This is a genomic window from Vibrio gelatinilyticus (genome assembly GCF_022836845.1).
GTDB classification, from domain to species: domain Bacteria; phylum Pseudomonadota; class Gammaproteobacteria; order Enterobacterales; family Vibrionaceae; genus Vibrio; species Vibrio gelatinilyticus.
The window spans coordinates 92,264-116,589 of record NZ_JAJNNZ010000012.1 but is presented as its reverse complement, the minus strand read 5'-3'; the positions used below and the strand labels follow the sequence as shown (position 1 = coordinate 116,589).

Below are 24,326 nucleotides of genomic sequence, written 5' to 3'. Positions count from 1 at the left end.
TCCCGTCCACTCCGCCACTTATTAAAAAACCCGATGCGAAAGCGTCGGGTTTTTTATTATCTGCAATTTTCGTTCTCTATACAGAAGTTGCGTCCCGCTTGAGTTCAAGCCTAGCTACACACCTCTTATACGAAGCCTCGAGTAAGCGTTCCAGTTGAAAGCTGAAGACTTCCATTTGTTATTGATATTCATTCTTGCGGCGATACTAAAGCACCCTCTAATTATCATCTATTACAAGTGACAGACTTAATTTTTATTGAAAATTAAACCCTTGCCATAGTTTTATTACAACAGGTTACGTCGTTAGTTATTTATATATTACGATGCTCAAAAAAAATACTGATGCTTAAGTCAGTGGATTCCATATCTAGATTATGATCTGTAAATTCGGACAATAATATGAAACTAAGAAAACAAACCTATTTGTTATCCGCCATCATTTTGGTATCGATGTTGGTGCTGTCCTTTAGTGGCCTATGGACATTAAGAATGGCAAGCAGTGTTGACAATCAAACCAGAGTAACAGAGCTATTTAAGAGTGCATACGCTACGTTATCGCAACTTGAGAAGCTCGCGGAAGAGGGGACGTTTACCGACGAGCAAGCGAAAGCTGTCGCACAGCGGATACTTCGAAATAATATCTACAAGGATAGTGAATATGTGTATGTCGCTGACGAAAACATGGATTTTGTCGCAGCTCCTTTAGATCCTCAACTTCACGGAACAAGCTTTCATGACTTTCGAGATCATAAGGGGCAAAGTGTCGGGCAGCTCATATTGGACGCCCTGGCAAGCTCTAATGGCTCTCTTGTCGAATACTCATGGTCTCAAAAGCAAGCTGATGGTAGCGTAGAAGAGAAGCTATCAATCGCAGAGCGTACACCGCGTTGGGGGTGGGTTGTTGGCACTGGAATAGGGTTCAATGAGGTCAACACTCGCTTCTGGGCTACGGCAAAGTGGCAGCTTTTACTCTGTTTTTCTATCGCCGGTTCGATCTTTGCTCTATTGGTTTTTTCCAGCAGAAAAATCCTATGTATTTTGGGGGGAGAGCCAGTAGAAGTTCAACGTGCAGTTCAAGAGATTTCTCAAGGTAAGATTAATCGAGACTTCGTCGAGAAAGCTGAAAAAGGCAGTATCTATGAATCGATTCAAGAAATGAGTATGTCACTGGCGAAATTAGTCGGAAATATTGATCGCTCTACCAAAACAATACTTGGAGAGCTAAAACAAACTCAATCAAGAGCAGGAAAAATCGCGACGCTGACAGACTCACAGCAGCAAAGCACAGAAATGATCGCTACGGCCATGACAGAAATGGCATCGTCCGCCAATCATGTAGCGGACTCTGCAAGTGACACGGCAATTAACACAGATAATGCAGATAGCCAGAGCCAGCACGCTCAGAAGCTGATACAGGCAACGGTTTCAAATATTGAAGGATTGGCTTCGCAACTTTCTGAGGCAAGCCATGCGCTTTCTCAGCTGGATGGAGAGGTTAATAACATTGCCAGTGTGTTGCAGGTCATTGGCGATATCGCTGAGCAAACCAACTTGCTGGCCCTGAATGCAGCAATTGAAGCGGCTAGGGCTGGAGACCAAGGGCGAGGTTTTGCGGTAGTAGCTGATGAAGTTCGTAACCTTGCAGGGCGAACTCAAGAAAGTACCAAAGAAATCCAGCACAGGATGCAGAACTTACAGGCGGGTTCGGCTCAGGCGATCAAGAGCATGCAGATCTGTGCAAACACCAGTAAAGCTACAGTGAGTGAATCAATTAATGCCTCCAGCGCTCTGCAGGATGTCGTTGTTGCGCTTGAGTCTATATCAGCAATGGGCCACCAAATTGCAACGGCAGCAGCACAGCAGACTCAAGTGGGTGATGATATCTCCCAGCGTATCAATATGATCGAACAAAGCGGTATTGAACTTCGCCAGGTGGTAACGGAAACGCATGGAGCGACACAGGCATTAAGCACTTTGGCGAATGAGCTAAGCCAATGGATAAGTCGATTCGAAGTAAAATAGGAAAAATGTTCAAAAGAGCGGAAATGAGGGGGGGCTGTTTTTGTCGTCTTTCTGCTTTTTTTTTACGGTATATTAGAAAGTTTCTCGGTTTTTAATTCTATTGTATATAGTGCTCTGGGTTGATTGTGGGCACTAGATGCATAAAAACAGAGCGCTAAGTATAGAAAATCGACAAACGATATTTTTTTTGCAATTTAGTGTTGACCTAAAGCACGAAAAACCGTTTAATACACCTCGTCGCCCGGATAGCTCAGTCGGTAGAGCAGAGGATTGAAAATCCTCGTGTCGGTGGTTCGATTCCGCCTCCGGGCACCACAATTTAATATTGTTGGTGCTGTTAGACAGTACGAGCATTTAGAAGAATTTAGTGTGCCGACTTAGCTCAGTAGGTAGAGCAACTGACTTGTAATCAGTAGGTCACCAGTTCGACTCCGGTAGTCGGCACCATTCTTTATTCCCCCTTAGTTCAGTTGGTAGAACGGCGGACTGTTAATCCGTATGTCGCAGGTTCGAGTCCCGCAGGGGGAGCCATTTTCACTCAAGTCAATCTTGAGGAATATGAGCCGACTTAGCTCAGTAGGTAGAGCAACTGACTTGTAATCAGTAGGTCACCAGTTCGATTCCGGTAGTCGGCACCATCTTCTTAGTAGGAAGATGAAAAAAGTTTATTCCCCCTTAGTTCAGTTGGTAGAACGGCGGACTGTTAATCCGTATGTCGCAGGTTCGAGTCCCGCAGGGGGAGCCACATTAAGAAGCCTCATCGAAAGATGAGGCTTTTTTCTTACCTGCTATTTTTGTTCGCTAATTCATATCGATTTTAATGTTCGCAAGAGACGAGCTTTTCTGGCACTCAGTGGGTTGATTGCGCTTGAGCATTATTCTTAGATCGTTGGCAGAATCGGCGCAGCTTAATGCGTCGCTTTCACTAATTTTCTCTGCTGTGACCAGCGTATACAGAGCTTGATCAAATGTCTGCATACCAACGTCTTTAGAGCTAGCCATCGTCTGTTTTATTTTATGTAACTCTCCACGCTGGATGAGCTCAGAAACTCTTGGGCTGTTAAGCAGAACTTCAAAAACGCCATGACGACCTTTCCCTTCGCGCTTGCGTACTAATTGCTGTCCTAGAACCCCGCGTAAGTTATTCGATAAATCGAAGAGCAGCTGCTTTTTCTGATCTTCTGGAATGAGGTGAAGGATACGCTCTAGTGCCTGATGGGCATTATTCGCATGTAAGGTTGCCATACACAGATGGCCGGTTTCTGCAAACTGTAGAGCATACTCCATAGTTTCTCTAGTGCGGATCTCACCGATTACAATGACATCTGGAGCTTGTCTAAGGGAGTTTTTAAGTGCGACGGAATAGCTCTCAGTGTCGAGTCCAATCTCACGTTGGCTTATTAAGCACTTCTTGTGTTGATGGACAAACTCGATGGGATCCTCAACCGTTAAAATATGCCCAGTACGATGCTCATTTCGGTAGCCGACCATTGCCGCTAATGTACTTGATTTGCCCGAGCCCGTGGCCCCAACAATAAGCACTAATCCTCTCTTCGCAATCGAAAGATCTTGCAGAACGTCGGGAAGCCCTAGAGTCTCAAAGGTCGGAATTTGCGATTCAATGCGCCGAACCACTGCAGTAGCAAGTTCTCTTTGATAAAAAGCACTCACTCTAAAGCGACCATATTGATTGGCAATAGCAAAGTTGGCTTCCTTAGTGCGCTTAAAGGCTTCGAGTTCTGATTCGCCCAGCATCTGGGATAGTAAAGTTAAAATGTCAGTATGCGATAGGCGCTGTTGGTTTTGTTTTAGCTCGCCATCAATACGAAAGAGTGGTGAGGCGTCTACGGTCAGGTATAGATCAGAGGCTTTTGTCTCCACCATGTTCTTTAATAAGTCATTCAACTTCATTTGGCTAACCTAAATGGCCTGATGAAGCCACATCAGAGTGGTCTGGTGAAATCAAACCCTGGCTGATTAGCTTTTGCAAAGATTGCTCCATGGTTACCATTCCCATTGCAGAGCTGGTTTGGATAACCGAGTACATTTGCGGGATTTTGTCCTCACGGATCAAGTTCTTGATGGCCGGAGTGGCAAGCATGATTTCATGGCATGCGACTCGGCCACCCATATTCTTTTTAATTAACTTCTGAGCAACAACCGCTTGCAAAGACTCTGAAAGCATCGATCTAACGGCACTTTTTTCTGATGAGGAGAACACATCAATGATTCTGTTTATTGACTTCGCTGCGGATTGTGTGTGGAGTGTGGCCAGTACAAGGTGGCCGGTTTCTGCGGCGGTAATTGCTAGGCTGATTGTTTCCTTATCGCGCAGTTCACCAACTAAGATCACATCAGGGTCTTCCCTTAAAGAAGCTCGTAGAGCGGCTTGAAAGCTGAGAGCGTCTCTACGTACCTCTCTTTGATTAATCAAGCACCTTTTATTGGAATGAACGAATTCAATGGGATCTTCAATCGTCAGAATGTGTTTATTTTTGTTTCGATTTATATGGTCCACTATGGCCGCAAGGGTAGTGGATTTTCCCGAACCTGTGGGGCCTGCAACAAGTATTAGTCCGTGCTTTAATTCAGCTAACTGATTTAAGATACTAGGGGCGTTAAGGGTTGCTAATGTTGGAATGTCAGTAGGTATTAGACGAATGGATGCGGCGTTCCCTCTGGCTTGGTGAAAAATATTGGCACGAAAGCGCCCTAATGTTGGCAATTCAAAGCAGAAATCAACATCCAATTGTTCTTGGAATGCTTTTTGTTGATTATCATTCATGATTGCAAATATTAACTTATGAACATCGGATTGTGACAAGGCTGGTACGTCGAGCTTTCTAACCTCACCATCAATGCGTACCATAGGAGATACACCAGCAGAAAGGTGTAGATCTGACGCATTATGCTTTACACTAAATTCTAATAACTCAGTGATATCCATTCATTTTCCTTTTTTAATAGTGAACCATGAGCAATATTCAACAAAATATTCAACATATCACCTCGCAGATCAACGCTGCTGAGAAAAAGTGCGGTCGACCACAAGGTGACGTGCAACTGTTAGCGGTAAGCAAAACAAAACCTGTGGCCGCAATATATGATGCGCTACAAGCGGGTCAATGTAAGTTCGGTGAGAATTACGTACAAGAAGGGGTTGATAAGACCCAGTATTTTGCTGACAACCACCCTGAGCTATCAATAGAGTGGCATTTTATTGGCCCAATTCAGTCGAACAAAACTCGACCGATTGCCGAAAGCTTTGCCTGGGTGCATTCCATTGATAGAGCCAAGATTGCACAACGTCTAAATGATCAGCGTCCAGTCGCATTACTACCGTTGCAAGTGCTTATTCAAGTCAATACCAGTGGTGAAGCGAGTAAATCTGGGGTATCTGGCGACGAAGTATTTGAGCTCGCACGGTTGATATCCGAGCTTCCTAACCTCACCTTAAGAGGGGTGATGTCCATACCAGAGAACGTCAGTGACTATCAATCTCAGCTTGCGGCCTTCAAAACCCTCGCAGAGGTAAAAGACGCGTTGGTAAAGCAGTACCCACAAGTTGATACACTATCGATGGGTATGAGTGGTGATATGGAAGCTGCGATAGAAGCGGGCAGCACACTTGTTCGCATCGGCACCGCAATATTTGGCGCAAGAGATTACAGTAACAAAGCTTAGTTAGCGGCGCTCACAAGCTTTCATTTAGGATAAGTTTCATGGAACAAAGAAAAGTAGCCTTCATTGGCGCAGGTAATATGACCCGCTCAATCGTCGCAGGGCTGGTAGCTGGTGGTTACGATCCAAGTTGTCTTATTGCGACGAATCGTAGCAAGGGTAAGCTTACCGCTTTAGAGCAAGATTTCGGTGTCCAGGTCACTACAGACAATGTCGCAGCTGCAGAGCAAGCTGATGTCGTGGTGATGGCCGTCAAACCGCAGTTGATGGAGGAGGTGGCAAAACCACTACAAGCCATCGACTTCAGCAGCAAGTTAGTGATTTCTATTGCAGCGGGAATCAACGTGGAACGACTGCAGCAGATGTTCGCTTGCGAACTTAACTTGATCCGCGTGATGCCAAACACACCTTCGCTTGTCGGCAAAGGAATGAGTGGCTTATTTGCTTCATCAGTGACCCCGCAGGCAGATAAACAGTTTGCTGGTGAGCTAATGCAAGCCGTAGGCAAAGTGTGCTGGGTCGAAAAAGAGTCGGGTATTAATGATGTTATAGCCGCGGCAGGTAGTGCGCCCGCATACTTCTTCTTGTTTATGGAAGCGATGCAACAGCAAGCTATCGCAAGTGGTTTTGACGAAGAGACGGCAAGGCTGTTGGTTCAACAATCTGCGTTGGGCGCCGCTGAAATGGTGATAGCGAACCCGAATATAAAGCTTTGCACACTGCGTGAGCAGGTAACCTCTAAAGGCGGTACAACCGCTGAGGCCGTAAGAACATTTGAACAGAGCGATCTACGAGGTATTGTATCCAAAGCGATGCAAGCTGCAGTCAATCGAGCTGAAGAGATGGAAAAATTATTTTAGTCGCACCAGCGATGCTGATTTGTAGTAAGGGCTACGTATGAATGCAATGAGTTTCTTGGTATCAACACTGTTTGATCTTTATATTATGGTGGTAATTTTGAGGATCTGGCTCCAAGCTGCCAGAGCGGACTTTTACAATCCATTTTCCCAGTTTATTGTGAAAGCAACTCAGCCAGTGGTTGCTCCGCTGCGACGCCTAATTCCATCAATAGGCAGTATGGATATGGCAACGCTGCTGTTTGCGTATGTACTATGTGTCGCAAAGTATGTCGCCCTGGTACTAATTGCTGCGGGAAGTAACTTCTCTTTCGGTGTTGATTTCTTATTCCTGGGTCTGCTGTCCCTAATTAAAGCGGCTGGTGGCTTGCTGTTCTGGGTACTATTGATTCGCGCACTACTAAGTTGGATAAGCCAAGGACGCAGCCCCATTGAGTATGTGTTTCATCAACTAACAGAGCCTATGTTGGCCCCAATTCGCCGTATCATTCCTGCAATGGGCGGCTTTGACTTAAGTGTATTGGTGCTGTTTATTGTGCTTCAGTTCGCGAACTTCCTAATGGGCGACTTTATTGGACCGATTTGGTACCAACTATAGTGGCTGTTGCTGTTCGCGATGGAGTGGATCTCATTCTTAGGGTGTACGTTCAGCCTAAAGCCAGTCGTGACAAATTGGTTGGAGTGCATGGTGATGAATTTAAAGTGGTCATCACCGCTCCGCCTGTAGATGGTAAAGCCAATGCGCATTTGACTAAATATTTAGCACAGCAGTGCAAAGTGGCTAAGAGTCAAGTCATCATAGAAAAGGGAGCGCTTGGCCGACACAAGAAAATTCGCATTGAATCACCGGCCGTGTTGCCTGAACAACTAAAAGCCCTCCTGTGAGGGCTTTTTATATAGGAGAAAAACATGAAAAAATGGATGCAATTGTTGCTTATCATGTGTGTATCGGGGTCGGTCAACGCAGAACAGTTTAAAACCATAAAAGATGCAGAAGTGCATTACGTGGTTTTTAATTCGACGTTTTTGGCACCTAAAGTAGCTCGCAGTTACGAGTTAAAGCGTAATGGTTATATTGCTACCATCAACGTCTCGGTTTTAGATCGTATGAGTAATGGTAAGCCAGCAATGGACGTTGCGATCACGGGTACAGCTAAGAACCTTGTCGGCCAGGTAAAAACGCTAGAATTTAAACAGGTAAAAGAAGGCGAAGCGATTTACTACTTAGCGCAGTTTCCTTTTGCCAATGAAGAAACCTATAATTTCACATTAAACGTTGATGCTGGTATTAAGGGCAAAGGCCCGATCAAATTCAGCCAAAAATTGTATGTTGAAGAGTAATCAAAGAGATCACCGAATGAACAAAAAAATAGTGTTAGCAACGGGCAACCAGGGCAAAGTAAAAGAGATGTCAGATCTGCTGGTAGACTTTGGTTTTGACGTTCATGCTCAAAGTGATTTCAATGTATCTGATGTTGAAGAAACAGGTACAACATTTATTGAAAACGCGATCATTAAAGCGCGTCATGCGGCGAAAGAGACCGGCTTGCCAGCCATTGCTGATGATTCAGGCCTTGAAGTGGATTACCTTAAAGGGGCGCCGGGCATCTATTCCGCTCGTTATTCAGGCGCAGGCGCAACCGATCAACGCAATCTAGAGAAAGTGCTAAACGAAATGGATGGTGTTGATGACAGTCAGCGCAGTGCACGCTTCCATTGTGTATTGGTGTTGATGCGTCATGCTGATGACCCTACGCCTTTAGTGTGTCATGGTCAGTGGGAAGGAAAGATCCTGACTCAAGCACACGGTGATAATGGTTTTGGCTACGACCCGATCTTTTGGGTACCAGAAGAAGGCTGTGCGTCAGCAGAACTAGACGCGACACGTAAAAAGCAGTTGTCTCACCGCGGTAAGGCATTGAAGCAGCTGTTTGCTCTTATAGAATCAAAAGGTCTCTAAGTATGAAGATCTTACCTCCTCTGAGTTTGTACATTCATATTCCTTGGTGCGTACAAAAGTGCCCTTATTGTGATTTTAACTCGCATGCCCTAAAGGGAAATATACCTGAACAGCAATACATTAACGCGCTAGTTGAAGATTTAGAGCAAGATATCAGCCGCTATCAACTGACGGATGATGCGCGGTTATTACAATCAATCTTCATCGGTGGCGGTACGCCGAGTTTGATCGATCCAAGTTATATCGGTCAACTTTTGAGTGAGGTTAACCAACGCATTCCTTTTACCAAAGACATCGAAATTACCATGGAAGCAAACCCTGGAACGATTGAAGCGGCGCGATTCGCTGAATATCGACAGGCAGGAGTGACAAGGATCTCTATTGGGGTGCAGAGCTTTCAACAAGATAAGCTAAAGCGCTTAGGGCGAATTCATGGTCAATCCGAAGCGAAAAAAGCCGCTCAATTAGCACATCAGATCGGCCTTAATAGCTTTAATCTAGATCTTATGCATGGTTTACCCGATCAGACGGTTGAAGAAGCGTTGAGTGACTTACAGCAAGCGATTGAGTTGGAGCCTCCACATTTGTCATGGTATCAACTGACCATTGAACCTAATACCTTATTTCATTCTCGACCACCGACGTTACCTGACGATGATGCCTTATGGGATATCTTTGAACAGGGACACAAAATATTGACCGAGGCTGGATATCAACAATATGAGATCTCCGGTTATAGTAAGCCAGGCTATCAGTGCCAGCATAACCTCAACTATTGGCGATTTGGTGACTATCTTGGGATTGGCTGTGGGGCCCACGGTAAGTTAACGCTTGCCGATGGTCGCATAATGCGCACCGCTAAAGTTAAACATCCGAAAGGGTATTTGAATATGCTAAAACCCTACCTGGATTCCGAAAATTATGTTGATGATGTCGACAAGCCATTTGAGTTTTTCATGAATCGTTTTCGCCTGGTTGAACCTTGCCCCAAGGAGGAATTTGTTGAACGAACTGGTTTGCCGATCAGTGCTGTGCAGGAGACTATTTCGTGGGCGTTAGAAAAGCAATATCTAATTGAAGATGAGACAACATGGACAGTGACCGCAAAAGGTAAACTGTTTCTCAATGATTTGTTAGAAGCGTTTATGTAAATATCACCGGTGCTCCTTATGAACGATAAAGAGCACCGTAATGGCACCGTTAGAAAATTGAGCGGCCGATGCGCTCAGAAAGAAGCTCTAACGCTTTGGTACCAGCCAGTGAGTTTCCTGAAGTATCGAGTTCAGGAGACCAGACCGCAATGGTCATCTCTCCCGGTACAATAGCAATTATCCCGCCACCAACGCCGGATTTTCCAGGCATACCGACACGATACGCAAACTCTCCTGCGCCATCGTACAATCCACAGGTCGCTAACAATGCATTGAGCTGTTTGGTCTGCATTGGAGTGATAATTTGTTTACCAGTTTGTACAGAGGTGCCCTTGTTGGCCAGATAACTAAAAGTTTTCGCCAGATCGATGCAGTTCATTTTCAGAGCACACGCATGAAAGTAATTATTGAGCACTGGGATCACATCGTTATCGAAGTTTCCAAAAGAGCGCATCAGATAGGCGATGGCGGCATTGCGGTCGCTGTGCATCATTTCTGACGCCGCTACGACTTTGTCATAAACAATATGTGTGTCGCCAGACAGTTTACGAACAAACTCCAACAGACGCTGTCTCGGTGCCGATAAGCGGCTTTGCAGCAAATCAGCGATGACAATCGCACCAGCATTGATAAATGGGTTGCGAGGGATGCCACGCTCCATTTCAAGCTGGATCATTGAGTTAAAGGCTTGCCCAGAAGGCTCTTTACCGACTCGAGACCAGATTTCTTCAGGCTTGTAGAGCATCATTGCTAAAGTTAGGCTCAGCGCTTTCGAGATAGATTGAATCGAAAAAGCTTGCTCAGCATCACCGGCTTGTATCACTTTGCCGTCATTGGTATACACCGCTATTCCGAGGTTATGCCTCTCAACTCTTGCTAGGGCCGGAATATAATCGGCTACTTTGCCCTGGCCTATGAGAGGTCGAACTTCAGACAGTATTTGTGACAGTATTTGTGGTGTTGGTTTCATGCGAGATGCCCATTTGCTAGCAGGGTCAAAAAAGCCAACTTAATGTTGGCTTTTTTAGTTTAGTTTGTGCGGCGGTATTTGATATCCCAAACACCGTGGCCTAACCGGTGGCCTCGTGCTTCAAACTTGGTGAGTGGCCTCTCCTCTGGGCGAGGAATATAGTCACCGTCTTGAGCAATATTGCTAAAGCCTGGTGCCTGGTTCATCACTTCAATCATATGTTCAGCGTAATTTTCCCAATCTGTTGCCATGTGGAATACGCCACTATCGAGTTTAAGCTTCTGACGGATCATTTCAGCAAATTCAAGCTGAACGATACGACGCTTATGGTGACGCTTCTTATGCCATGGGTCAGGGAAGAACAACTGCAACGTTGTGAGGCTGTTATCAGGGATCATGTTCGCGAACACTTCGACAGCATCGTGGCACATCACGCGCAAATTCGTTATTCCTGCGTCGCGGGCTAATGACAAGCAGGCACCTACACCTGGGCTATGTACTTCGATACCGATGAAGTTAGCCTCAGGAGCATTCTTAGCCATCTCAACCAAAGAAGCGCCCATACCGAAACCAATTTCTAGTACCACTGGGTTGTCATTGCCAAAAACTTGCTGCCAATCAAGCAAAGTGTCTTGATAATCAATACCCATTGTCGGCCAGCATGCTCCCATCGCGGCTTCTTGCCCTTTTGTTAGGCGTCCTTCGCGACGTACAAAACTGCGTATCTTACGTACGAGTTTGCCGTCTTCAGTGTATTCATTTGTTGTCACTTCACTCATTGTTCTGCCTGTTTAATCAATAATCAGAGCGGGAATTATCCAAAGAAATGACATCGGTGCAAGTGTTATTCGTCATCATTAAACAGATATTTCCCAGTTCGTTTTACAACCTAGGCTAAGTGTGGTGCAATTTCGCCTTAAAAAGAAGAATGGAATGAGAAAAATTGTGACGCCTTTTGCACGCTCAATTTTGCAGTGGTATGACGATTACGGTCGTAAAACGCTACCATGGCAGCAAAACAAGACCCCTTATACAGTCTGGTTGTCGGAAATTATGTTGCAACAAACTCAGGTTGCCACGGTAATTCCGTACTACCAAAAATTTTTAGAACGCTTCCCGACAGTCGGTGATCTTGCCAAGGCTGAGCAAGATGAGGTTCTGCATTATTGGACGGGATTGGGCTATTACGCCCGTGCGAGAAATCTGCACAAAGCTGCGCAAGTGGTTATGAATGAGCATAGTGGTGAGTTTCCTACTACCTTAGAAGAAATGAACGCTTTACCTGGTGTAGGTCGCTCTACAGCAGCGGCCGTTCTTTCATCGGTTTTTAAGCTTCCCCATGCCATTTTAGATGGCAATGTGAAAAGAACTCTGGCTCGAAGCTTTGCTATCGAAGGATGGCCAGGTAAAAAACAAGTTGAGAATCAGCTGTGGCAATTTGCTGAGATGCACACCCCTGGGCAAGATGTCGACAAATACAACCAAGCCATGATGGATATGGGCGCCTTGGTGTGCACGCGTAGTCGCCCTAAGTGTACGCTTTGTCCCGTGCAGTCATTCTGTCTGGCAAATAAGCAAGGTAATCCGCTCGATTATCCGGGGAAAAAGCCGAAAAAGCAGAAACCAGAGAAGCAAACTTGGTTTGCTATTTGCGTGCATGAACAGCAAGTATGGTTGGAGCAAAGACCATCTTCAGGGATCTGGGGCGGGCTACATTGTTTTCCTCAAAGTGACAGTAGTGATATTTCTCTTTGCTTGGATTCGCTTGGTGTAGTGGATCATCAAATTATGAGTCAAACCGCACTCATTGCCTTTCGACACACCTTTAGTCACTATCATTTAGACATTACGCCTGTTCTCGTGAAGTTGAGCTCGCTTCCGAATCAGGTTATGGAAGACTCTAAGGGTCTCTGGTATAACTTAAACAAGCCAAATAAGGTTGGACTGGCAGCGCCTGTTAAGCAGCTGCTCGATACCCTTAACTATGAATTAAACTGAGGAATAAAGAATGAGCCGTACGGTTTTTTGTGAGCATTTAAAAAAAGAAGCTGAAGGTCTAGATTTTCAGCTTTATCCAGGTGACCTTGGCAAAAAAATCTTTGATTCGATATCTAAGGAAGCGTGGGGGCAATGGCAACTAAAGCAGACCATGCTCATTAATGAAAAAAAGCTTAATATGATGGACCCTGAGCACCGTAAGCTGCTTGAAACAGAAATGATTAATTTTCTCTTCGAGGGCAAGGATGTCATCATCGAGGGATATACTCCGCCGTCGGAGTAGGATTTAGCCTAAAAACACCATACTTCGTAAGAAGTGTGGTGTTTTTATGAGGAGCTTATGAAAAAACTGTTTTATTTTTTTATCCCTCTTTTGCTGGTGGGCTGTAGTCGTGAGTTGATTGAAAGAATCTACGATGTGAACTATCAACCAACAAACCGCTTTGCAAAAAACTTAGCCGAACTTCCCGGACAGTTTCAAAAAGACGTCAAAGCGCTGGATGCATTAATCAGTAGTTTCAACGGTAATATCGAGAAGCGTTGGGGAAGTCGTGAAATTAAAGTCGCGGGAAAAAGTAACTACGTAAAGTATATCGACAACTACCTTAGCCGCACGGAGGTCAACTTTAGCCGCGGTACCATCATTGTTGAGACCGTTTCGCCAACAGAGCCCGAGAAGCACCTTAAAAACGCCATAGTGACCACCTTACTGACTCCTGACGATCCCGCGAACGTTGATCTATTCTCTTCGCGCAGTATCACGTTAGAAGGGCGTCCATTTTTGTACAATCAAGTGGTGGATCAAGACAAGCAACCGATACAGTGGTCTTGGCGCGCCAATAAATACGCCGATTACCTCATTGCCAATAAACTGAAAACAAAACAGGTCGATTATAAAAAGGCGTATTACGTTGAGATCCCTATGGTGGCTGACCACGCAGAGAAACGCAGCTATAAATACGCCGATATTGTTCGTCGCGCCTCACAGAAATACGACATTCCAGAAGACTTGATTTACGCCATCATCAAAACAGAAAGCAGTTTTAACCCGTATGCGGTAAGCTGGGCAAATGCCTATGGGTTGATGCAGGTGGTTCCCAAAACTGCAGGGCGAGACGTTTTTAAATTAGTCAAAAAGCAACCAGGTGAGCCATCACCAGAATATTTGTTCAATCCAGAAAAAAACATCGATACGGGAACCGCGTATTTTTATATTTTGAAAAACCGTTACCTGCGCGATGTAAAACACCCCACGTCATTGGAATACAGTATGATTTCGGCATACAACGGCGGAACGGGTGGAGTGCTCAATACCTTTAGTAAGGACAGAAAACGAGCAATGAGCGATCTGAATTCTTTGCAACCGAATCAGGTTTATTGGGCATTAACGAAGAAACACCCAAATAGCGAATCGCGAAGATACCTAGAAAAAGTAACAAAATTCAAAAAGGATTTTAACGCAGGGAAGGGCTAAAAGCTGTTTTTGCTGAAAAATGCAGCAGTCGCGCATGTTTTTGAAGTTTTTTTAAAAAAGCAGTTGACGGGAGAGCCGAAAATCCGTTTAATAGCGCTCCGTTGCCCGGATAGCTCAGTCGGTAGAGCAGAGGATTGAAAATCCTCGTGTCGGTGGTTCGATTCCGCCTCCGGGCACCACAATTTGATTTGTTGGTGCCAACGATTTTTTAAATTAGCAGCACGAACAGAAGCATAAAGAATTTAGTGTGCCGACTTAGCTCAGTAGGTAGAGCAACTGACTTGTAATCAGTAGGTCACCAGTTCGACTCCGGTAGTCGGCACCATTCTTTTGCCTCGATAGCTCAGTCGGTAGAGCAGAGGATTGAAAATCCTCGTGTCGGTGGTTCGATTCCGCCTCGAGGCACCATTATTTGGTGCTTAGCATGAAAATGCTAACACAAATAATTCCCCCTTAGTTCAGTTGGTAGAACGGCGGACTGTTAATCCGTATGTCGCAGGTTCGAGTCCCGCAGGGGGAGCCACATTTTAAAGGCTGCATCTTATGATGCAGCCTTTTTTCGTTTTGATACGATAAATTTTCTGTGGTCAAGCTTTACACCGACGTTGCCAGATAATGCCCGCCCAACCAACCTTGGCCCTTAGACCGATCTCTTGATAATAAGTAGCCCGTAAACAAGCTGCTTTTGCACATCGATATCCGGCGTTTATTAGAGCATTACTTATTGCGGTACTGCCTGATTTTAGTGACGGCGATGATTCTAAATTCCAAATGGATATAAGCCCTGATAAGAATGTTGATTGTTAGGCTATTTAGCCGTCTAGATTTCTATTGTTTCTGTGATAGGATGTCATCAGTGAAAAAGGAATGAGGCAGTACTGTGGGACAAAATCTAAGAAACATAATTGAGAATCAACTTAAACAGCGCATACTACTGATTGATGGTGGTATGGGTACGATGATCCAGGGCTATCAGTTGGAAGAAGCGGATTATCGTGGCGAACGCTTTGCCGATTGGCACAGTGATTTAAAAGGCAATAACGATCTTCTTGTCCTTACTCAACCTGATTTAATTAAAGAAATCCACAGTGCTTACCTAGAAGCTGGCGCAGATATTCTTGAAACCAACACTTTTAACGCAACGACAATTGCCATGGCTGACTACGACATGGAAGAGTTGAGTTACGAGATTAACTTTGAAGCGGCAAAAATAGCCAGAGCGGCGGCTGATGAGTGGTCTATCAACACCCCAGAAAAGCCTCGTTTTGTAGCCGGTGTTCTTGGGCCAACGAATCGAACGTGTTCGCTTTCTCCTGATGTTAATGATCCTGGGTTTCGAAATGTTACCTTTGATGATTTGGTTGAAGCTTATTCAGAATCAACGCGTGCGTTGATTAAAGGTGGTTGTGACCTCATTCTTATTGAAACTATCTTTGATACACTTAATGCCAAGGCCTGTTCTTTTGCAGTTGAGTCGGTGTTTGAGGAGTTGTCGATTGAGCTGCCTGTGATGATCTCGGGTACCATTACCGATGCATCAGGACGAACGCTCTCAGGCCAAACGACAGAAGCATTCTACAATGCGATGCGCCATGTTAATCCAATTTCCTTTGGCCTTAACTGTGCACTTGGGCCTGATGAACTAAGACAATACGTAGACGAACTTTCGCGTATTTCAGAATGCCATGTCTCGGCTCACCCAAATGCGGGTTTACCCAATGCCTTTGGTGAATACGATCTATCGCCAGAAGATATGTCAGAGCATATATCGGAATGGGCGCAGAGCGGCTTTCTAAACCTTGTGGGCGGTTGTTGTGGTACTACGCCTGAGCATATCCGCCAGATGGCCAAAGCAGTTGAAGGCGTCACACCTAGGGCACTACCAAAATTAACTAAAGCGTGCCGCTTATCGGGTCTTGAGCCACTTACCATAGAGAAAGACACACTGTTTATCAATGTTGGTGAAAGAACCAATGTGACGGGCTCTGCACGGTTTAAGCGCTTAATTAAAGAAGAGCTGTACGATGAAGCTCTTGAAGTTGCTCGTCAACAAGTTGAAAACGGCGCGCAAATCATTGACATCAATATGGATGAAGGCATGTTGGATGCCGAAGCGTGTATGGTGCGTTTTCTTAATCTGTGTGCCACTGAGCCGGAAATATCCAAAGTGCCTATCATGGTGGACTCGTCCAAGTGGGAAGTCATCGAAGCTGGATTGAAGTGTATTCAGGGCAAAGGCATCGTGAACTCTATTTCTCTTAAAGAGGGGAAAGAGAAGTTTGTTGAGCAAGCTAAACTGATTCGCCGTTACGGTGCAGCCGTAATTGTGATGGCCTTTGATGAAGTTGGGCAGGCTGATACTCGTGAGCGCAAAGTCGAGATTTGTACCAAGGCTTACCGAGTTCTCGTCGACGAAGTTGGCTTTCCACCAGAGGATATTATCTTCGACCCAAACATCTTCGCTGTCGCGACCGGTATCGAAGAGCATAACAATTATGCGGTGGACTTTATTGAGGCGGTGGCAGACATCAAACGTGATCTGCCGTATGCAATGATTTCTGGCGGCGTCTCAAACGTGTCCTTCTCATTTAGAGGCAACAACTACGTTCGTGAAGCCATTCATGCAGTATTCCTATACCACTGTTTCAAAAACGGTATGGATATGGGGATCGTTAACGCCGGACAATTAGAAATCTATGACAATGTGCCAGAGAAACTTCGCGAAGCGGTAGAAGATGTGGTGCTAAACCGCAGAGACGATGGTACAGAGCGTTTGCTGGATATTGCAGCAGAGTTCGCAGGTAAAGGCGTTGGCAAAGAAGATGATGCTACAGCTCTGGAATGGCGAACCTGGTCAGTAGCCAAACGCTTAGAGCATGCGTTAGTGAAAGGCATTACTGAGTTTATTGTTGAAGACACCGAAGAAGCTCGTATTAATGCAGAGAAACCACTGCACGTGATTGAAGGTCCATTAATGGATGGCATGAACGTAGTCGGAGATTTATTTGGTGAAGGTAAAATGTTCTTACCTCAGGTGGTGAAATCCGCCCGAGTAATGAAACAAGCGGTTGCGCATCTAGAGCCATATATCAATGCGGAAAAACAAGCAGGGGCAACAAACGGTAAAATCCTGTTAGCGACGGTGAAAGGCGATGTTCATGACATCGGCAAGAACATCGTAGGGGTGGTTCTGCAATGCAATAACTATGAGATCGTAGATCTCGGCGTCATGGTCTCGTGCGAACACATCCTAAAAGTCGCTAAAGAAGAAAACGTTGATATCATCGGATTATCAGGCCTTATTACACCATCATTGGATGAGATGGTGCACGTTGCTAAAGAGATGGAGCGTCAGGGTTTCGATTTACCTTTACTTATTGGTGGTGCCACCACCTCTAAAGCGCACACAGCGGTGAAAATTGAACAAAACTATTCTCACCCAGTGGTGTATGTAAACAATGCTTCTCGTGCTGTTGGGGTTTGTTCATCATTGCTTTCCGATGAGTTGCGCCCTGCCTTTGTTGAAAAACTTGAACTCGACTATGAGAGAGTACGAGATCAACATAATCGTAAAAAACCGCGCACCAAACCCGTCACTCTCGAGGAAGCTCGGGCTAACAAAGTTGCCATTAACTGGGAAAGCTATACACCTCCAGCGCCAGTAAAACCGGGTGTGCATGTCTTTAGCGACGTTGATGTTGCTACCCTGCGCAAATACATCGATTGGACACCATTCTTTATGACGTGGACGTTGATGGGCAAGTACCCAAAAATCTTCGAACATGAAGAAGTGGGTGAAGAAGCCAAGCGCTTGTTTAAAGACGCCAACGACCTGATCGATAGAGTTGAGCGTGAAGGCTTACTTGAAGCTAGAGGTATTTGTGGACTGTTCCCAGCAGCGAGCGTTGATGATGACATTGAGGTTTACACCGATGAGTCTCGCAGCGAGGTTGCAAAGGTACTGTGCAATTTAAGGCAGCAGACTCTGAAGCCAAAAGGTTACAACTACTGTCTATCTGACTATGTTGCCCCGAAATCAAGCGGTAAGCTGGACTGGATAGGAGCCTTTGCCGTTACTGGCGGAATTGGTGAGCGCGAACTGGCCGATCAATACAAAGCGGCAGGGGATGACTATAACGCCATCATGATTCAGGCGGTCGCTGACCGTTTGGCTGAGGCATTTGCCGAGTATCTACACGAAAAGATCAGAAAAGAGATTTGGGGCTATTCACCAGATGAAACGCTCGATAATGAAGATCTGATCCGTGAAAAGTATCAGGGGATTCGTCCAGCACCGGGTTATCCTGCGTGTCCTGAACATACTGAAAAAGGGCCACTTTGGGAGTTACTTGCGGTAGAAGAAACCATTGGAATGTCGCTGACTTCAAGCTACGCCATGTGGCCAGGAGCATCGGTGTCTGGCTGGTATTTCTCGCACCCTGATTCTCGCTACTTTGCGATTGCCCAGATCCAAGAAGATCAACTCGATAGTTATGCGGACCGTAAAGGTTGGGGTCGGCTTGAAGCGGAAAAATGGTTAGGGCCTAACCTTAACTAAGAGTTATGAAGGCAGTTCGATTGGAAATAAAAAGCGGCTTGATTACAAGCCGCTTTTTTTAACATTACGATAAGGTATTGCTTAACGCTTTGGGAAAACTTTGACCATTTTAATGCGATTCTCTTCAAGCTCAACAATTTCCATCTGATGCTTTGCAACTTTGATGCTGAGGTGGCTTTCTGGGATCTCTTCGAGATATTCGAGTATCAGACCGTTAAGTGTACGTGGCCCATCAGTAGGCAAGCTCCACTTTAAGCCTTTATTAATATCTCGAATATTGGCACTCCCCTCAATAAGGAAGCTACCATCACCTTGCGGTGTAATTTCTTCAGAAAGGCTAGGGGCAATAGAGGTGGTGAATTCACCGATGATCTCTTCAAGGATATCTTCGAGAGTTACCAGACCAACAATATCACCATACTCATCAACGATTAACCCAATACGCTCTTTGTTGCGCTGAAACTTCAGCATCTGGATATTTAACGGCGTGCCTTCGGGAATAAAGTAAACTTCATCTGCCGAGCGCAGTAAGGTTTCTTTATTAAACTCATTTTTTTCGAGCATTAAGCGATAGGATTCACGCAACCTCAACATGCCAACCACTTCATCTATTTGATCGCGATAAAGTACGACTCGACCGTGTGCCGAGTGAGTCAGTTGGCGGACAATGGATTTCCAGTCGTCGTTGATATTGATCCCGGCGATCTCGTTACGAGGGATCATGATGTCGTTGACCGTCACATGCTCGAGATCTAAGATAGAAATCAACATATCCTGGTGACGTTTGGGAATTAAAGTGCCAGCTTCATTTACTACGGTGCGCAGTTCATCTGAACTGAGGTGATCATCACCATTATGATCGACTTTGATACCTAAGAGGCGAATAAAACCATTGGTAATGAAGTTCACTAATACCACCAAAGGCGACAGCAACTTCATCAGTAACGTGAGCAATATGCTACTGGTAAACGAAACTTTTTCTGGATATAACGAGGCCAAAGTTTTTGGCGTGACCTCGGCGAACACAAGAATAACTAGCGTTAAAGCGCCAGTGGCAATTGCCACTCCGATGTCGCCATAGAGACGCAAGCCCAAAACGGTCGCAATCGCTGAAGCGAGAATATTCACCAAGTTGTTCCCGATCAGAATAAGACCGATAAGGCGATCTGGGCGACTAAGCAGTTTTTCTACCCGCCTAGCCCCTTTGTGACCGGTTTTTGAAAGGTGTTTGAGTCGATATCGGTTCAAAGACATCATCCCTGTCTCTGAACCAGAAAAGTAGCCTGAAATAATAATAAGACCAGCTAGTATGGCAAATAATATAGCGGTGGAGATGTCTTCCAAAGCGAGTTAATTCCTTTTAATAGTAACAGGTTAATTTATGTACAATGTTGTCGTTGTTGTCAATGAGACTTTTGCACTAGAGAGCAGCACCGAACAGCACTGTTAGTTAGGTCAATATAATTTCTTTAACGAAGCGGCTACCAAAGTAGGCCAGCGTTAGTAATGTCGCGCCAGCGATGGCGAACCAGGTGACCCGGGTGCCTCTCCAGCCTTTCTGATAGTGTCCCCACAGCAACACGCTATAAATGACCCATGCAATAAAAGACAGGATGGCTTTGTGAGCCTTTCCTTGAGCAAACATATCTTGTACAAACACAAAGCCAGTGGCGAGCGTTAGGGTCAGTAAGGCTGTTCCGATCAAGATAATCTTGAAAAGTTGCCTCTCCACCATCATTAAAGGAGGGAGGTTAGGGTTAATGGTGAGCGCTTTCTTGCTTTTTAGCTTGTGATCCAACCAAGCCAGCTGGATCGCATAGAGTGCGCCGATGGATAAGGTTGAATAGGAAAACAGCGCCAATGAAATGTGCAGCAATAGTTCTGGATTGTGTTCTAAATGAGTGATGAAGGTATTCGGTACAAATGTCGCTACAGCGAGATTAATGGCAGAGAAGCTATACACCACTGGTAATAGGAACCAGATGCGTGTTTTAAGCATCGCGACACTCATCACGACCGAGATAATAAAGCTAATTAGTGAGGCGACATTAAGAATGCTAAGGTTTTGCCCAGAGCCTTCCAATATTAAGTCACTGAGTAGCCAAGCATGGAATAACAGTGCCAAAGCGGCACTGATGAAAACCGTTTTAGCTCGAATTCCAATATGTTGTACTAGGCCTGGGATAATTGTAGCGATAGAGGTTGCGTACAAAATTACAGCGGCAATTGCAATTATATTGTCCATTATTCCTAACAAAATCGGTTGCTTAATTAACGAATTATACCCTGCATCGGACCAATGAGCTATGGTCGATGCAAAACTATTGAATGACATTGAGAGTAGAATATGACTCTCTGTTCTGGCTAAGGTATACTCAGCCTAATTGATCGCAGATTTGAGCGAAGAGACAGATATGTTTGAAAATTTATCGGATCGTTTATCCAAAACGCTGAAAAACATCAGCGGTAAAGGTCGTTTGACCGAAGACAACATCAAGGAAACCCTTCGTGAAGTGCGTATGGCGCTGCTCGAGGCCGACGTGGCTTTGCCGGTTATTCGTGATTTTATTAAAGGTGTTAAAGAGCGCGCCGTTGGTGTAGAAGTATCAAAATCACTCACACCGGGCCAAGAATTCATCAAGATTGTCCAGTCTGAACTTGAAGCGGTTATGGGCGCTTCGAACGAGGCTCTTGATTTGGCGGCTCAGCCTCCAGCTGTGATCTTAATGGCTGGTCTACAGGGTGCGGGTAAGACAACCAGTGTTGGTAAGCTCTCTAAGTTATTGCATGAGCGTGAGAAGAAGAAAGTGCTGGTGGTTTCTGCCGACGTTTATCGCCCAGCGGCGATCAAACAGCTAGAAACGTTAGCTGGTGATATCGGTGTCGACTTCTTCCCTTCGTCAGCTGATCAAAAACCAATTGATATTGCTAACAGCGCTATCGATCACGCTAAGAAAAAGTTTTATGACGTATTGATTGTCGATACTGCAGGTCGCCTAGCGGTTGACCATGAAATGATGAATGAGATCAAAGATCTGCATTCAGCCATTACTCCGGTAGAAACTCTGTTCGTTGTTGACGCTATGACAGGTCAAGATGCGGCCAACACCGCAAAAGCCTTTGGCGATGCACTGCCGCTGACCGGTGTGATCCTAACTAAGGTTGATGGTGATGCCCGTGGTGGTGCGGCATTGTCTGTACGCCACATTACAGGAAAGCCTATTAAATTCTTAGGCGTCGGTGAGAAAACCGATGCTTTAGAACCGTTCCACCCAGAGCGTGTGGCCTCTCGTATTTTAGGTATGGGCGATGTGCTTTCTTTGATCGAAGATTTGCAGCGCAATGTCGATACAGAGAAAGCTGAGAAAATGGCGAAGAAGTTCAAGGAGAAGAAAGGCTTTGACCTTGAAGACTTCCGCGAACAACTTGGTCAGATGCAAAACATGGGCGGCATGATGGGCATGATGGACAAGCTTCCTGGCATGTCTAACCTACCTGACAATGTTAAAGATAAAGTTGATGACAAAGTTTTCAAACAAATGGAAGCGATCATAAGCTCTATGACCATGAAAGAGCGTAAACGCCCTGAGCTTATTAAAGGTTCTCGTAAAAAGCGCATTGCTGCGGGTTCTGGCACTCAAGTTCAAGACGTTAACCGTTTACTCAAGCAGTTCACCCAAATGCAAAAGATGATGAAGAAAATGCAAAAAGGTGGCATGCGCGGCATGATGCGAAACATGCAGGGTATGATGGGTGGCATGGGCGGCGGTGGCGGATTCAATCCATTTGGGCGATAGAAAGTTAGTTTTCAATCTGTTAACTGGCTCACAGTAAACGTTCTATTCACCAACTGGTGAAAAAATAGCTAAACCCCTTGCAATGCCCCGGAATAAGAGTAAAATTCCGGGGCTTTATTTTGGCACGAGACCTCATGTTGCTCACTAGAGAAACTCTGAGGTCATTTTTATTATTGAGAAAGCAAAAGAGGACGATATGGTAACCATTCGTTTGGCACGTCACGGCGCTAAGAAGCGTCCATTCTATCAAATCGTAGTAGCGGATAGCCGCAACGCTGCAACTGGCCGTTTCATCGAGAAAGTGGGTTTCTTTAACCCTACTGCTACTGGTCAAGAAGAAGGTCTACGTCTAGACCTAGACCGCGTTAACCACTGGGTTAGCCAAGGTGCTTCTGTATCTGACCGTGTAGCTAAGCTAGTTAAAGACGCTCAAAAAGCGGCTTAATTATTAGTTTAGAAAGCAGTATGTCGATGAAAGGTAAAGAACCAATGAGTGAGCAAGACGAAAAAATTGTTGTAGGTAAGTTTGGTGCTACTTATGGCATTCGTGGCTGGCTTAAAGTGTTCTCCTATACAGACAATCCCGAAAGCCTATTTGATTATCGACCTTGGTTTATTAAGCACAAGGGCGAGTGGGTAGAAAAGAAAGTTGAGAGTTGGAAACGCCATAACAAAGGTATGGTGTGTAAATTAGAAGGGCTAGAGGTTCGCGAGGACGCTCACCTACTAACTAACTTTGAAATCGCTATCGACCCAGCATCACTACCAGAATTGTCAGAAGATGAATTCTACTGGCGTGAATTGTTCGGTATGCAGGTTTTTACCACGAAGGGCTACAACTTAGGTGAAGTCTCGGACGTGTTAGAAACTGGCTCGAATGATGTTTTGGTTGTGAAAGCAAATCTAAAAGATGCTTTTGGACAAAAGGAACGGTTGATACCGTACCTTGAAGAGCAAGTGATCAAAAAAGTTGATCGCGAAGCTCAACGGATCGAAGTTGACTGGGATCCTGGATTCTAATTTACTTTATTTTCGGTAACACCTTATAGAGCGAGAGAACAGATGTGGGTTGGCGTAATTAGCCTGTTTCCTGAAATGTTCCGTTCTGTTACTGACTATGGAGTAACAGGTCAAGCGGTAAAAAAAGGTCTTTTGTCGATAGAGACATGGAATCCTCGTGATTTCACTCACGACAAACATCACACTGTTGATGATAGGCCTTATGGTGGTGGTCCTGGGATGTTGATGATGGTTCAGCCTTTGCGCGATGCCATTCACGCAGCAAAACAAGCCTCACCAGGAAAGACGAAAGTCATCTACCTATCACCTCAAGGTCGCAAGCTCGACCAACAAGGTGTGGAAGAGTTGGCTCACAATGAAAGCTTAGTGTTGATTTGTGGCCGCTACGAAGGAGTAGATGAGCGTATCATCCAAACCGAGGTTGACGAAGAATGGTCAATTGGGGATTTTGTGATGACGGGGGGAGAAATCCCAGCCATGACACTTATAGATTCGGTCTCTCGGTTTGTTCCGGGTGTTCTCGGAGATATGGCGTCAGCAGAAGAAGACTCTTTTGCCAATGGTTTATTAGATTGCCCACACTATACGCGCCCTGAAGTGTTAGATGGACTCGAAGTACCAACGGTACTGAAATCTGGAAATCACAAAGGAATTCGTCACTGGCGAGAAAAACAATCGCTGGGCCGTACTTGGCTAAGAAGACCAGAACTCCTGGAAAACCTAGCTCTGACTGACGAACAGGAACAATTACTGGCCGAATTCATTAAAGAGCATCGCTCTGGTGAAAAGTAAGCAGTAACCTATTTATTTTAGTATCAGTTTATTCTAGGAATTTAAA

General features: G+C 45.2%; 22 protein-coding genes and 9 tRNA genes. 25 read left to right on the top strand and 6 right to left on the bottom strand.

Annotated features, from left to right (window positions below):
• Positions 1-399: 399 nt before the first annotated feature.
• The 6 genes from LNL84_RS14685 to LNL84_RS14660 all read left to right on the top strand — a co-directional run bounded on the left by LNL84_RS14685 (position 400) and on the right by LNL84_RS14660 (position 2,767).
• Complete coding sequence (locus tag LNL84_RS14685) at positions 400-2,022, top strand: methyl-accepting chemotaxis protein (protein WP_244358309.1); 1,623 nt, start codon at positions 400-402, stop codon at positions 2,020-2,022.
• Between the two features lie 239 nt (positions 2,023-2,261).
• Positions 2,262-2,337, top strand: a tRNA-Phe gene (locus LNL84_RS14680).
• Positions 2,338-2,393: 56 nt separating this feature from the next.
• Positions 2,394-2,469: transfer RNA gene (locus LNL84_RS14675), tRNA-Thr, on the top strand.
• A gap of 8 nt (positions 2,470-2,477) precedes the next feature.
• Positions 2,478-2,553 (top strand) — tRNA-Asn (locus LNL84_RS14670).
• Positions 2,554-2,584: 31 nt separating this feature from the next.
• Positions 2,585-2,660: transfer RNA gene (locus LNL84_RS14665), tRNA-Thr, on the top strand.
• Positions 2,661-2,691: 31 nt separating this feature from the next.
• A tRNA-Asn gene (locus tag LNL84_RS14660) sits at positions 2,692-2,767 on the top strand.
• Positions 2,768-2,823: 56 nt separating this feature from the next.
• Here LNL84_RS14660 and LNL84_RS14655 read toward each other — a convergent pair.
• Positions 2,824-3,906 (bottom strand): PilT/PilU family type 4a pilus ATPase, encoded by a 1,083-nt coding sequence (locus LNL84_RS14655; protein ID WP_425244313.1) that lies wholly within the window; start codon positions 3,904-3,906, stop codon positions 2,824-2,826.
• A gap of 31 nt (positions 3,907-3,937) precedes the next feature.
• On the bottom strand, positions 3,938-4,969 hold the full coding sequence (locus LNL84_RS14650; RefSeq protein ID WP_244358307.1) for a type IV pilus twitching motility protein PilT: 1,032 nt from the start codon (positions 4,967-4,969) through the stop codon (positions 3,938-3,940).
• Between the two features lie 26 nt (positions 4,970-4,995).
• Between LNL84_RS14650 and LNL84_RS14645 the strand changes: the two genes are divergently transcribed.
• From LNL84_RS14645 to hemW, 7 genes are read left to right on the top strand one after another with little or no spacing between them, the layout of a single operon-like run.
• Entirely contained in the window at positions 4,996-5,706 is a 711-nt protein-coding gene (locus LNL84_RS14645) for a YggS family pyridoxal phosphate-dependent enzyme (RefSeq protein ID WP_244358306.1), read from the top strand.
• Between the two features lie 38 nt (positions 5,707-5,744).
• Entirely contained in the window at positions 5,745-6,563 is an 819-nt protein-coding gene (proC, locus tag LNL84_RS14640) for a pyrroline-5-carboxylate reductase (protein WP_244358305.1), read from the top strand.
• A gap of 37 nt (positions 6,564-6,600) precedes the next feature.
• Positions 6,601-7,158: a YggT family protein gene (locus LNL84_RS14635; RefSeq protein ID WP_244358304.1), complete on the top strand. Its 558-nt coding sequence runs from the start codon at positions 6,601-6,603 to the stop codon at positions 7,156-7,158.
• On the top strand, positions 7,158-7,445 hold the full coding sequence (yggU, locus tag LNL84_RS14630) for a DUF167 family protein YggU (RefSeq protein ID WP_244358317.1): 288 nt from the start codon (positions 7,158-7,160) through the stop codon (positions 7,443-7,445). Before LNL84_RS14635 ends, yggU begins: the two co-directional genes overlap by 1 nt.
• 24 nt (positions 7,446-7,469) lie before the next feature.
• Positions 7,470-7,901 (top strand): DUF4426 domain-containing protein, encoded by a 432-nt coding sequence (locus LNL84_RS14625; RefSeq protein ID WP_244358303.1) that lies wholly within the window; start codon positions 7,470-7,472, stop codon positions 7,899-7,901.
• A gap of 16 nt (positions 7,902-7,917) precedes the next feature.
• A complete protein-coding gene (locus tag LNL84_RS14620; protein ID WP_244358302.1) occupies positions 7,918-8,520 on the top strand; it encodes an XTP/dITP diphosphatase in 603 nt (200 codons plus the stop codon).
• Between the two features lie 2 nt (positions 8,521-8,522).
• Positions 8,523-9,671, top strand: coding sequence for a radical SAM family heme chaperone HemW (gene hemW / locus LNL84_RS14615; RefSeq protein ID WP_244358301.1), 1,149 nt, complete (start codon positions 8,523-8,525; stop codon positions 9,669-9,671).
• A 49-nt stretch (positions 9,672-9,720) separates the two neighbouring features.
• Here the strand turns inward: hemW and glsB are convergent, their stop codons facing one another.
• Both glsB and trmB read right to left on the bottom strand, forming a co-directional pair.
• The gene (glsB, locus tag LNL84_RS14610; RefSeq protein ID WP_244358300.1) at positions 9,721-10,641 is read right to left on the bottom strand and encodes a glutaminase B; all 921 of its coding nucleotides are present in this window, start codon (positions 10,639-10,641) and stop codon (positions 9,721-9,723) included.
• 59 nt (positions 10,642-10,700) lie between these two features.
• The gene (trmB, locus tag LNL84_RS14605) at positions 10,701-11,420 is read right to left on the bottom strand and encodes a tRNA (guanosine(46)-N7)-methyltransferase TrmB (RefSeq protein ID WP_244358299.1); all 720 of its coding nucleotides are present in this window, start codon (positions 11,418-11,420) and stop codon (positions 10,701-10,703) included.
• A gap of 166 nt (positions 11,421-11,586) precedes the next feature.
• Here trmB and mutY point away from each other — a divergent pair, with 166 nt between their 5' ends.
• The 8 genes from mutY (at position 11,587) to metH (ending at position 18,671) form a co-directional block, all read left to right on the top strand.
• The gene (gene mutY, locus LNL84_RS14600; protein WP_244358316.1) at positions 11,587-12,639 is read left to right on the top strand and encodes an A/G-specific adenine glycosylase; all 1,053 of its coding nucleotides are present in this window, start codon (positions 11,587-11,589) and stop codon (positions 12,637-12,639) included.
• A 10-nt stretch (positions 12,640-12,649) separates the two neighbouring features.
• Entirely contained in the window at positions 12,650-12,922 is a 273-nt protein-coding gene (locus LNL84_RS14595) for an oxidative damage protection protein (RefSeq protein ID WP_244358298.1), read from the top strand.
• Between the two features lie 57 nt (positions 12,923-12,979).
• Positions 12,980-14,113, top strand: coding sequence for a membrane-bound lytic murein transglycosylase MltC (gene mltC / locus LNL84_RS14590; RefSeq protein ID WP_244358297.1), 1,134 nt, complete (start codon positions 12,980-12,982; stop codon positions 14,111-14,113).
• A 103-nt stretch (positions 14,114-14,216) separates the two neighbouring features.
• Positions 14,217-14,292, top strand: a tRNA-Phe gene (locus LNL84_RS14585).
• 70 nt (positions 14,293-14,362) lie between these two features.
• Positions 14,363-14,438: transfer RNA gene (locus LNL84_RS14580), tRNA-Thr, on the top strand.
• 7 nt (positions 14,439-14,445) lie between these two features.
• Positions 14,446-14,521, top strand: a tRNA-Phe gene (locus LNL84_RS14575).
• A 39-nt stretch (positions 14,522-14,560) separates the two neighbouring features.
• Positions 14,561-14,636 (top strand) — tRNA-Asn (locus tag LNL84_RS14570).
• 357 nt (positions 14,637-14,993) lie between these two features.
• The gene (metH, locus tag LNL84_RS14565) at positions 14,994-18,671 is read left to right on the top strand and encodes a methionine synthase (protein ID WP_244358296.1); all 3,678 of its coding nucleotides are present in this window, start codon (positions 14,994-14,996) and stop codon (positions 18,669-18,671) included.
• Positions 18,672-18,752: 81 nt separating this feature from the next.
• On the opposite strand, the gene LNL84_RS14560 is transcribed toward metH, so the two are convergent.
• Entirely contained in the window at positions 18,753-20,015 is a 1,263-nt protein-coding gene (locus LNL84_RS14560; protein ID WP_244358295.1) for an HlyC/CorC family transporter, read from the bottom strand.
• A gap of 106 nt (positions 20,016-20,121) precedes the next feature.
• Positions 20,122-20,916, bottom strand: a complete 795-nt coding sequence (locus LNL84_RS14555) for a cytochrome C assembly family protein (protein WP_244358294.1) — start codon at positions 20,914-20,916, stop codon at positions 20,122-20,124.
• A 169-nt stretch (positions 20,917-21,085) separates the two neighbouring features.
• Here LNL84_RS14555 and ffh point away from each other — a divergent pair, with 169 nt between their 5' ends.
• The 4 genes from ffh (at position 21,086) to trmD (ending at position 24,280) form a co-directional block, all read left to right on the top strand.
• Positions 21,086-22,468 (top strand): signal recognition particle protein, encoded by a 1,383-nt coding sequence (ffh, locus tag LNL84_RS14550; protein WP_244358293.1) that lies wholly within the window; start codon positions 21,086-21,088, stop codon positions 22,466-22,468.
• A 196-nt stretch (positions 22,469-22,664) separates the two neighbouring features.
• Complete coding sequence (gene rpsP / locus LNL84_RS14545; protein WP_244358292.1) at positions 22,665-22,913, top strand: 30S ribosomal protein S16; 249 nt, start codon at positions 22,665-22,667, stop codon at positions 22,911-22,913.
• A gap of 20 nt (positions 22,914-22,933) precedes the next feature.
• On the top strand, positions 22,934-23,488 hold the full coding sequence (rimM, locus tag LNL84_RS14540; protein ID WP_244358291.1) for a ribosome maturation factor RimM: 555 nt from the start codon (positions 22,934-22,936) through the stop codon (positions 23,486-23,488).
• 42 nt (positions 23,489-23,530) lie between these two features.
• Positions 23,531-24,280, top strand: a complete 750-nt coding sequence (gene trmD / locus LNL84_RS14535; RefSeq protein WP_244358290.1) for a tRNA (guanosine(37)-N1)-methyltransferase TrmD — start codon at positions 23,531-23,533, stop codon at positions 24,278-24,280.
• Positions 24,281-24,326 lie beyond the last annotated feature (46 nt).

Coding starts and splice junctions, on each gene's coding strand:
- LNL84_RS14685 (WP_244358309.1), top strand. CDS start 400: ATGAAACTAAGAAAACAAACCTATTTGTTATCCGCCATCATTTTGGTA.
- LNL84_RS14655 (WP_425244313.1), bottom strand. CDS start 3,906: ATGGTGGAGACAAAAGCCTCTGATCTATACCTGACCGTAGACGCCTCA.
- LNL84_RS14650 (WP_244358307.1), bottom strand. CDS start 4,969: ATGGATATCACTGAGTTATTAGAATTTAGTGTAAAGCATAATGCGTCA.
- LNL84_RS14645 (WP_244358306.1), top strand. CDS start 4,996: ATGAGCAATATTCAACAAAATATTCAACATATCACCTCGCAGATCAAC.
- proC (WP_244358305.1), top strand. CDS start 5,745: ATGGAACAAAGAAAAGTAGCCTTCATTGGCGCAGGTAATATGACCCGC.
- LNL84_RS14635 (WP_244358304.1), top strand. CDS start 6,601: ATGAATGCAATGAGTTTCTTGGTATCAACACTGTTTGATCTTTATATT.
- LNL84_RS14625 (WP_244358303.1), top strand. CDS start 7,470: ATGAAAAAATGGATGCAATTGTTGCTTATCATGTGTGTATCGGGGTCG.
- LNL84_RS14620 (WP_244358302.1), top strand. CDS start 7,918: ATGAACAAAAAAATAGTGTTAGCAACGGGCAACCAGGGCAAAGTAAAA.
- hemW (WP_244358301.1), top strand. CDS start 8,523: ATGAAGATCTTACCTCCTCTGAGTTTGTACATTCATATTCCTTGGTGC.
- glsB (WP_244358300.1), bottom strand. CDS start 10,641: ATGAAACCAACACCACAAATACTGTCACAAATACTGTCTGAAGTTCGA.
- trmB (WP_244358299.1), bottom strand. CDS start 11,420: ATGAGTGAAGTGACAACAAATGAATACACTGAAGACGGCAAACTCGTA.
- LNL84_RS14595 (WP_244358298.1), top strand. CDS start 12,650: ATGAGCCGTACGGTTTTTTGTGAGCATTTAAAAAAAGAAGCTGAAGGT.
- mltC (WP_244358297.1), top strand. CDS start 12,980: ATGAAAAAACTGTTTTATTTTTTTATCCCTCTTTTGCTGGTGGGCTGT.
- LNL84_RS14555 (WP_244358294.1), bottom strand. CDS start 20,916: ATGGACAATATAATTGCAATTGCCGCTGTAATTTTGTACGCAACCTCT.
- ffh (WP_244358293.1), top strand. CDS start 21,086: ATGTTTGAAAATTTATCGGATCGTTTATCCAAAACGCTGAAAAACATC.
- rpsP (WP_244358292.1), top strand. CDS start 22,665: ATGGTAACCATTCGTTTGGCACGTCACGGCGCTAAGAAGCGTCCATTC.
- rimM (WP_244358291.1), top strand. CDS start 22,934: ATGTCGATGAAAGGTAAAGAACCAATGAGTGAGCAAGACGAAAAAATT.
- trmD (WP_244358290.1), top strand. CDS start 23,531: ATGTGGGTTGGCGTAATTAGCCTGTTTCCTGAAATGTTCCGTTCTGTT.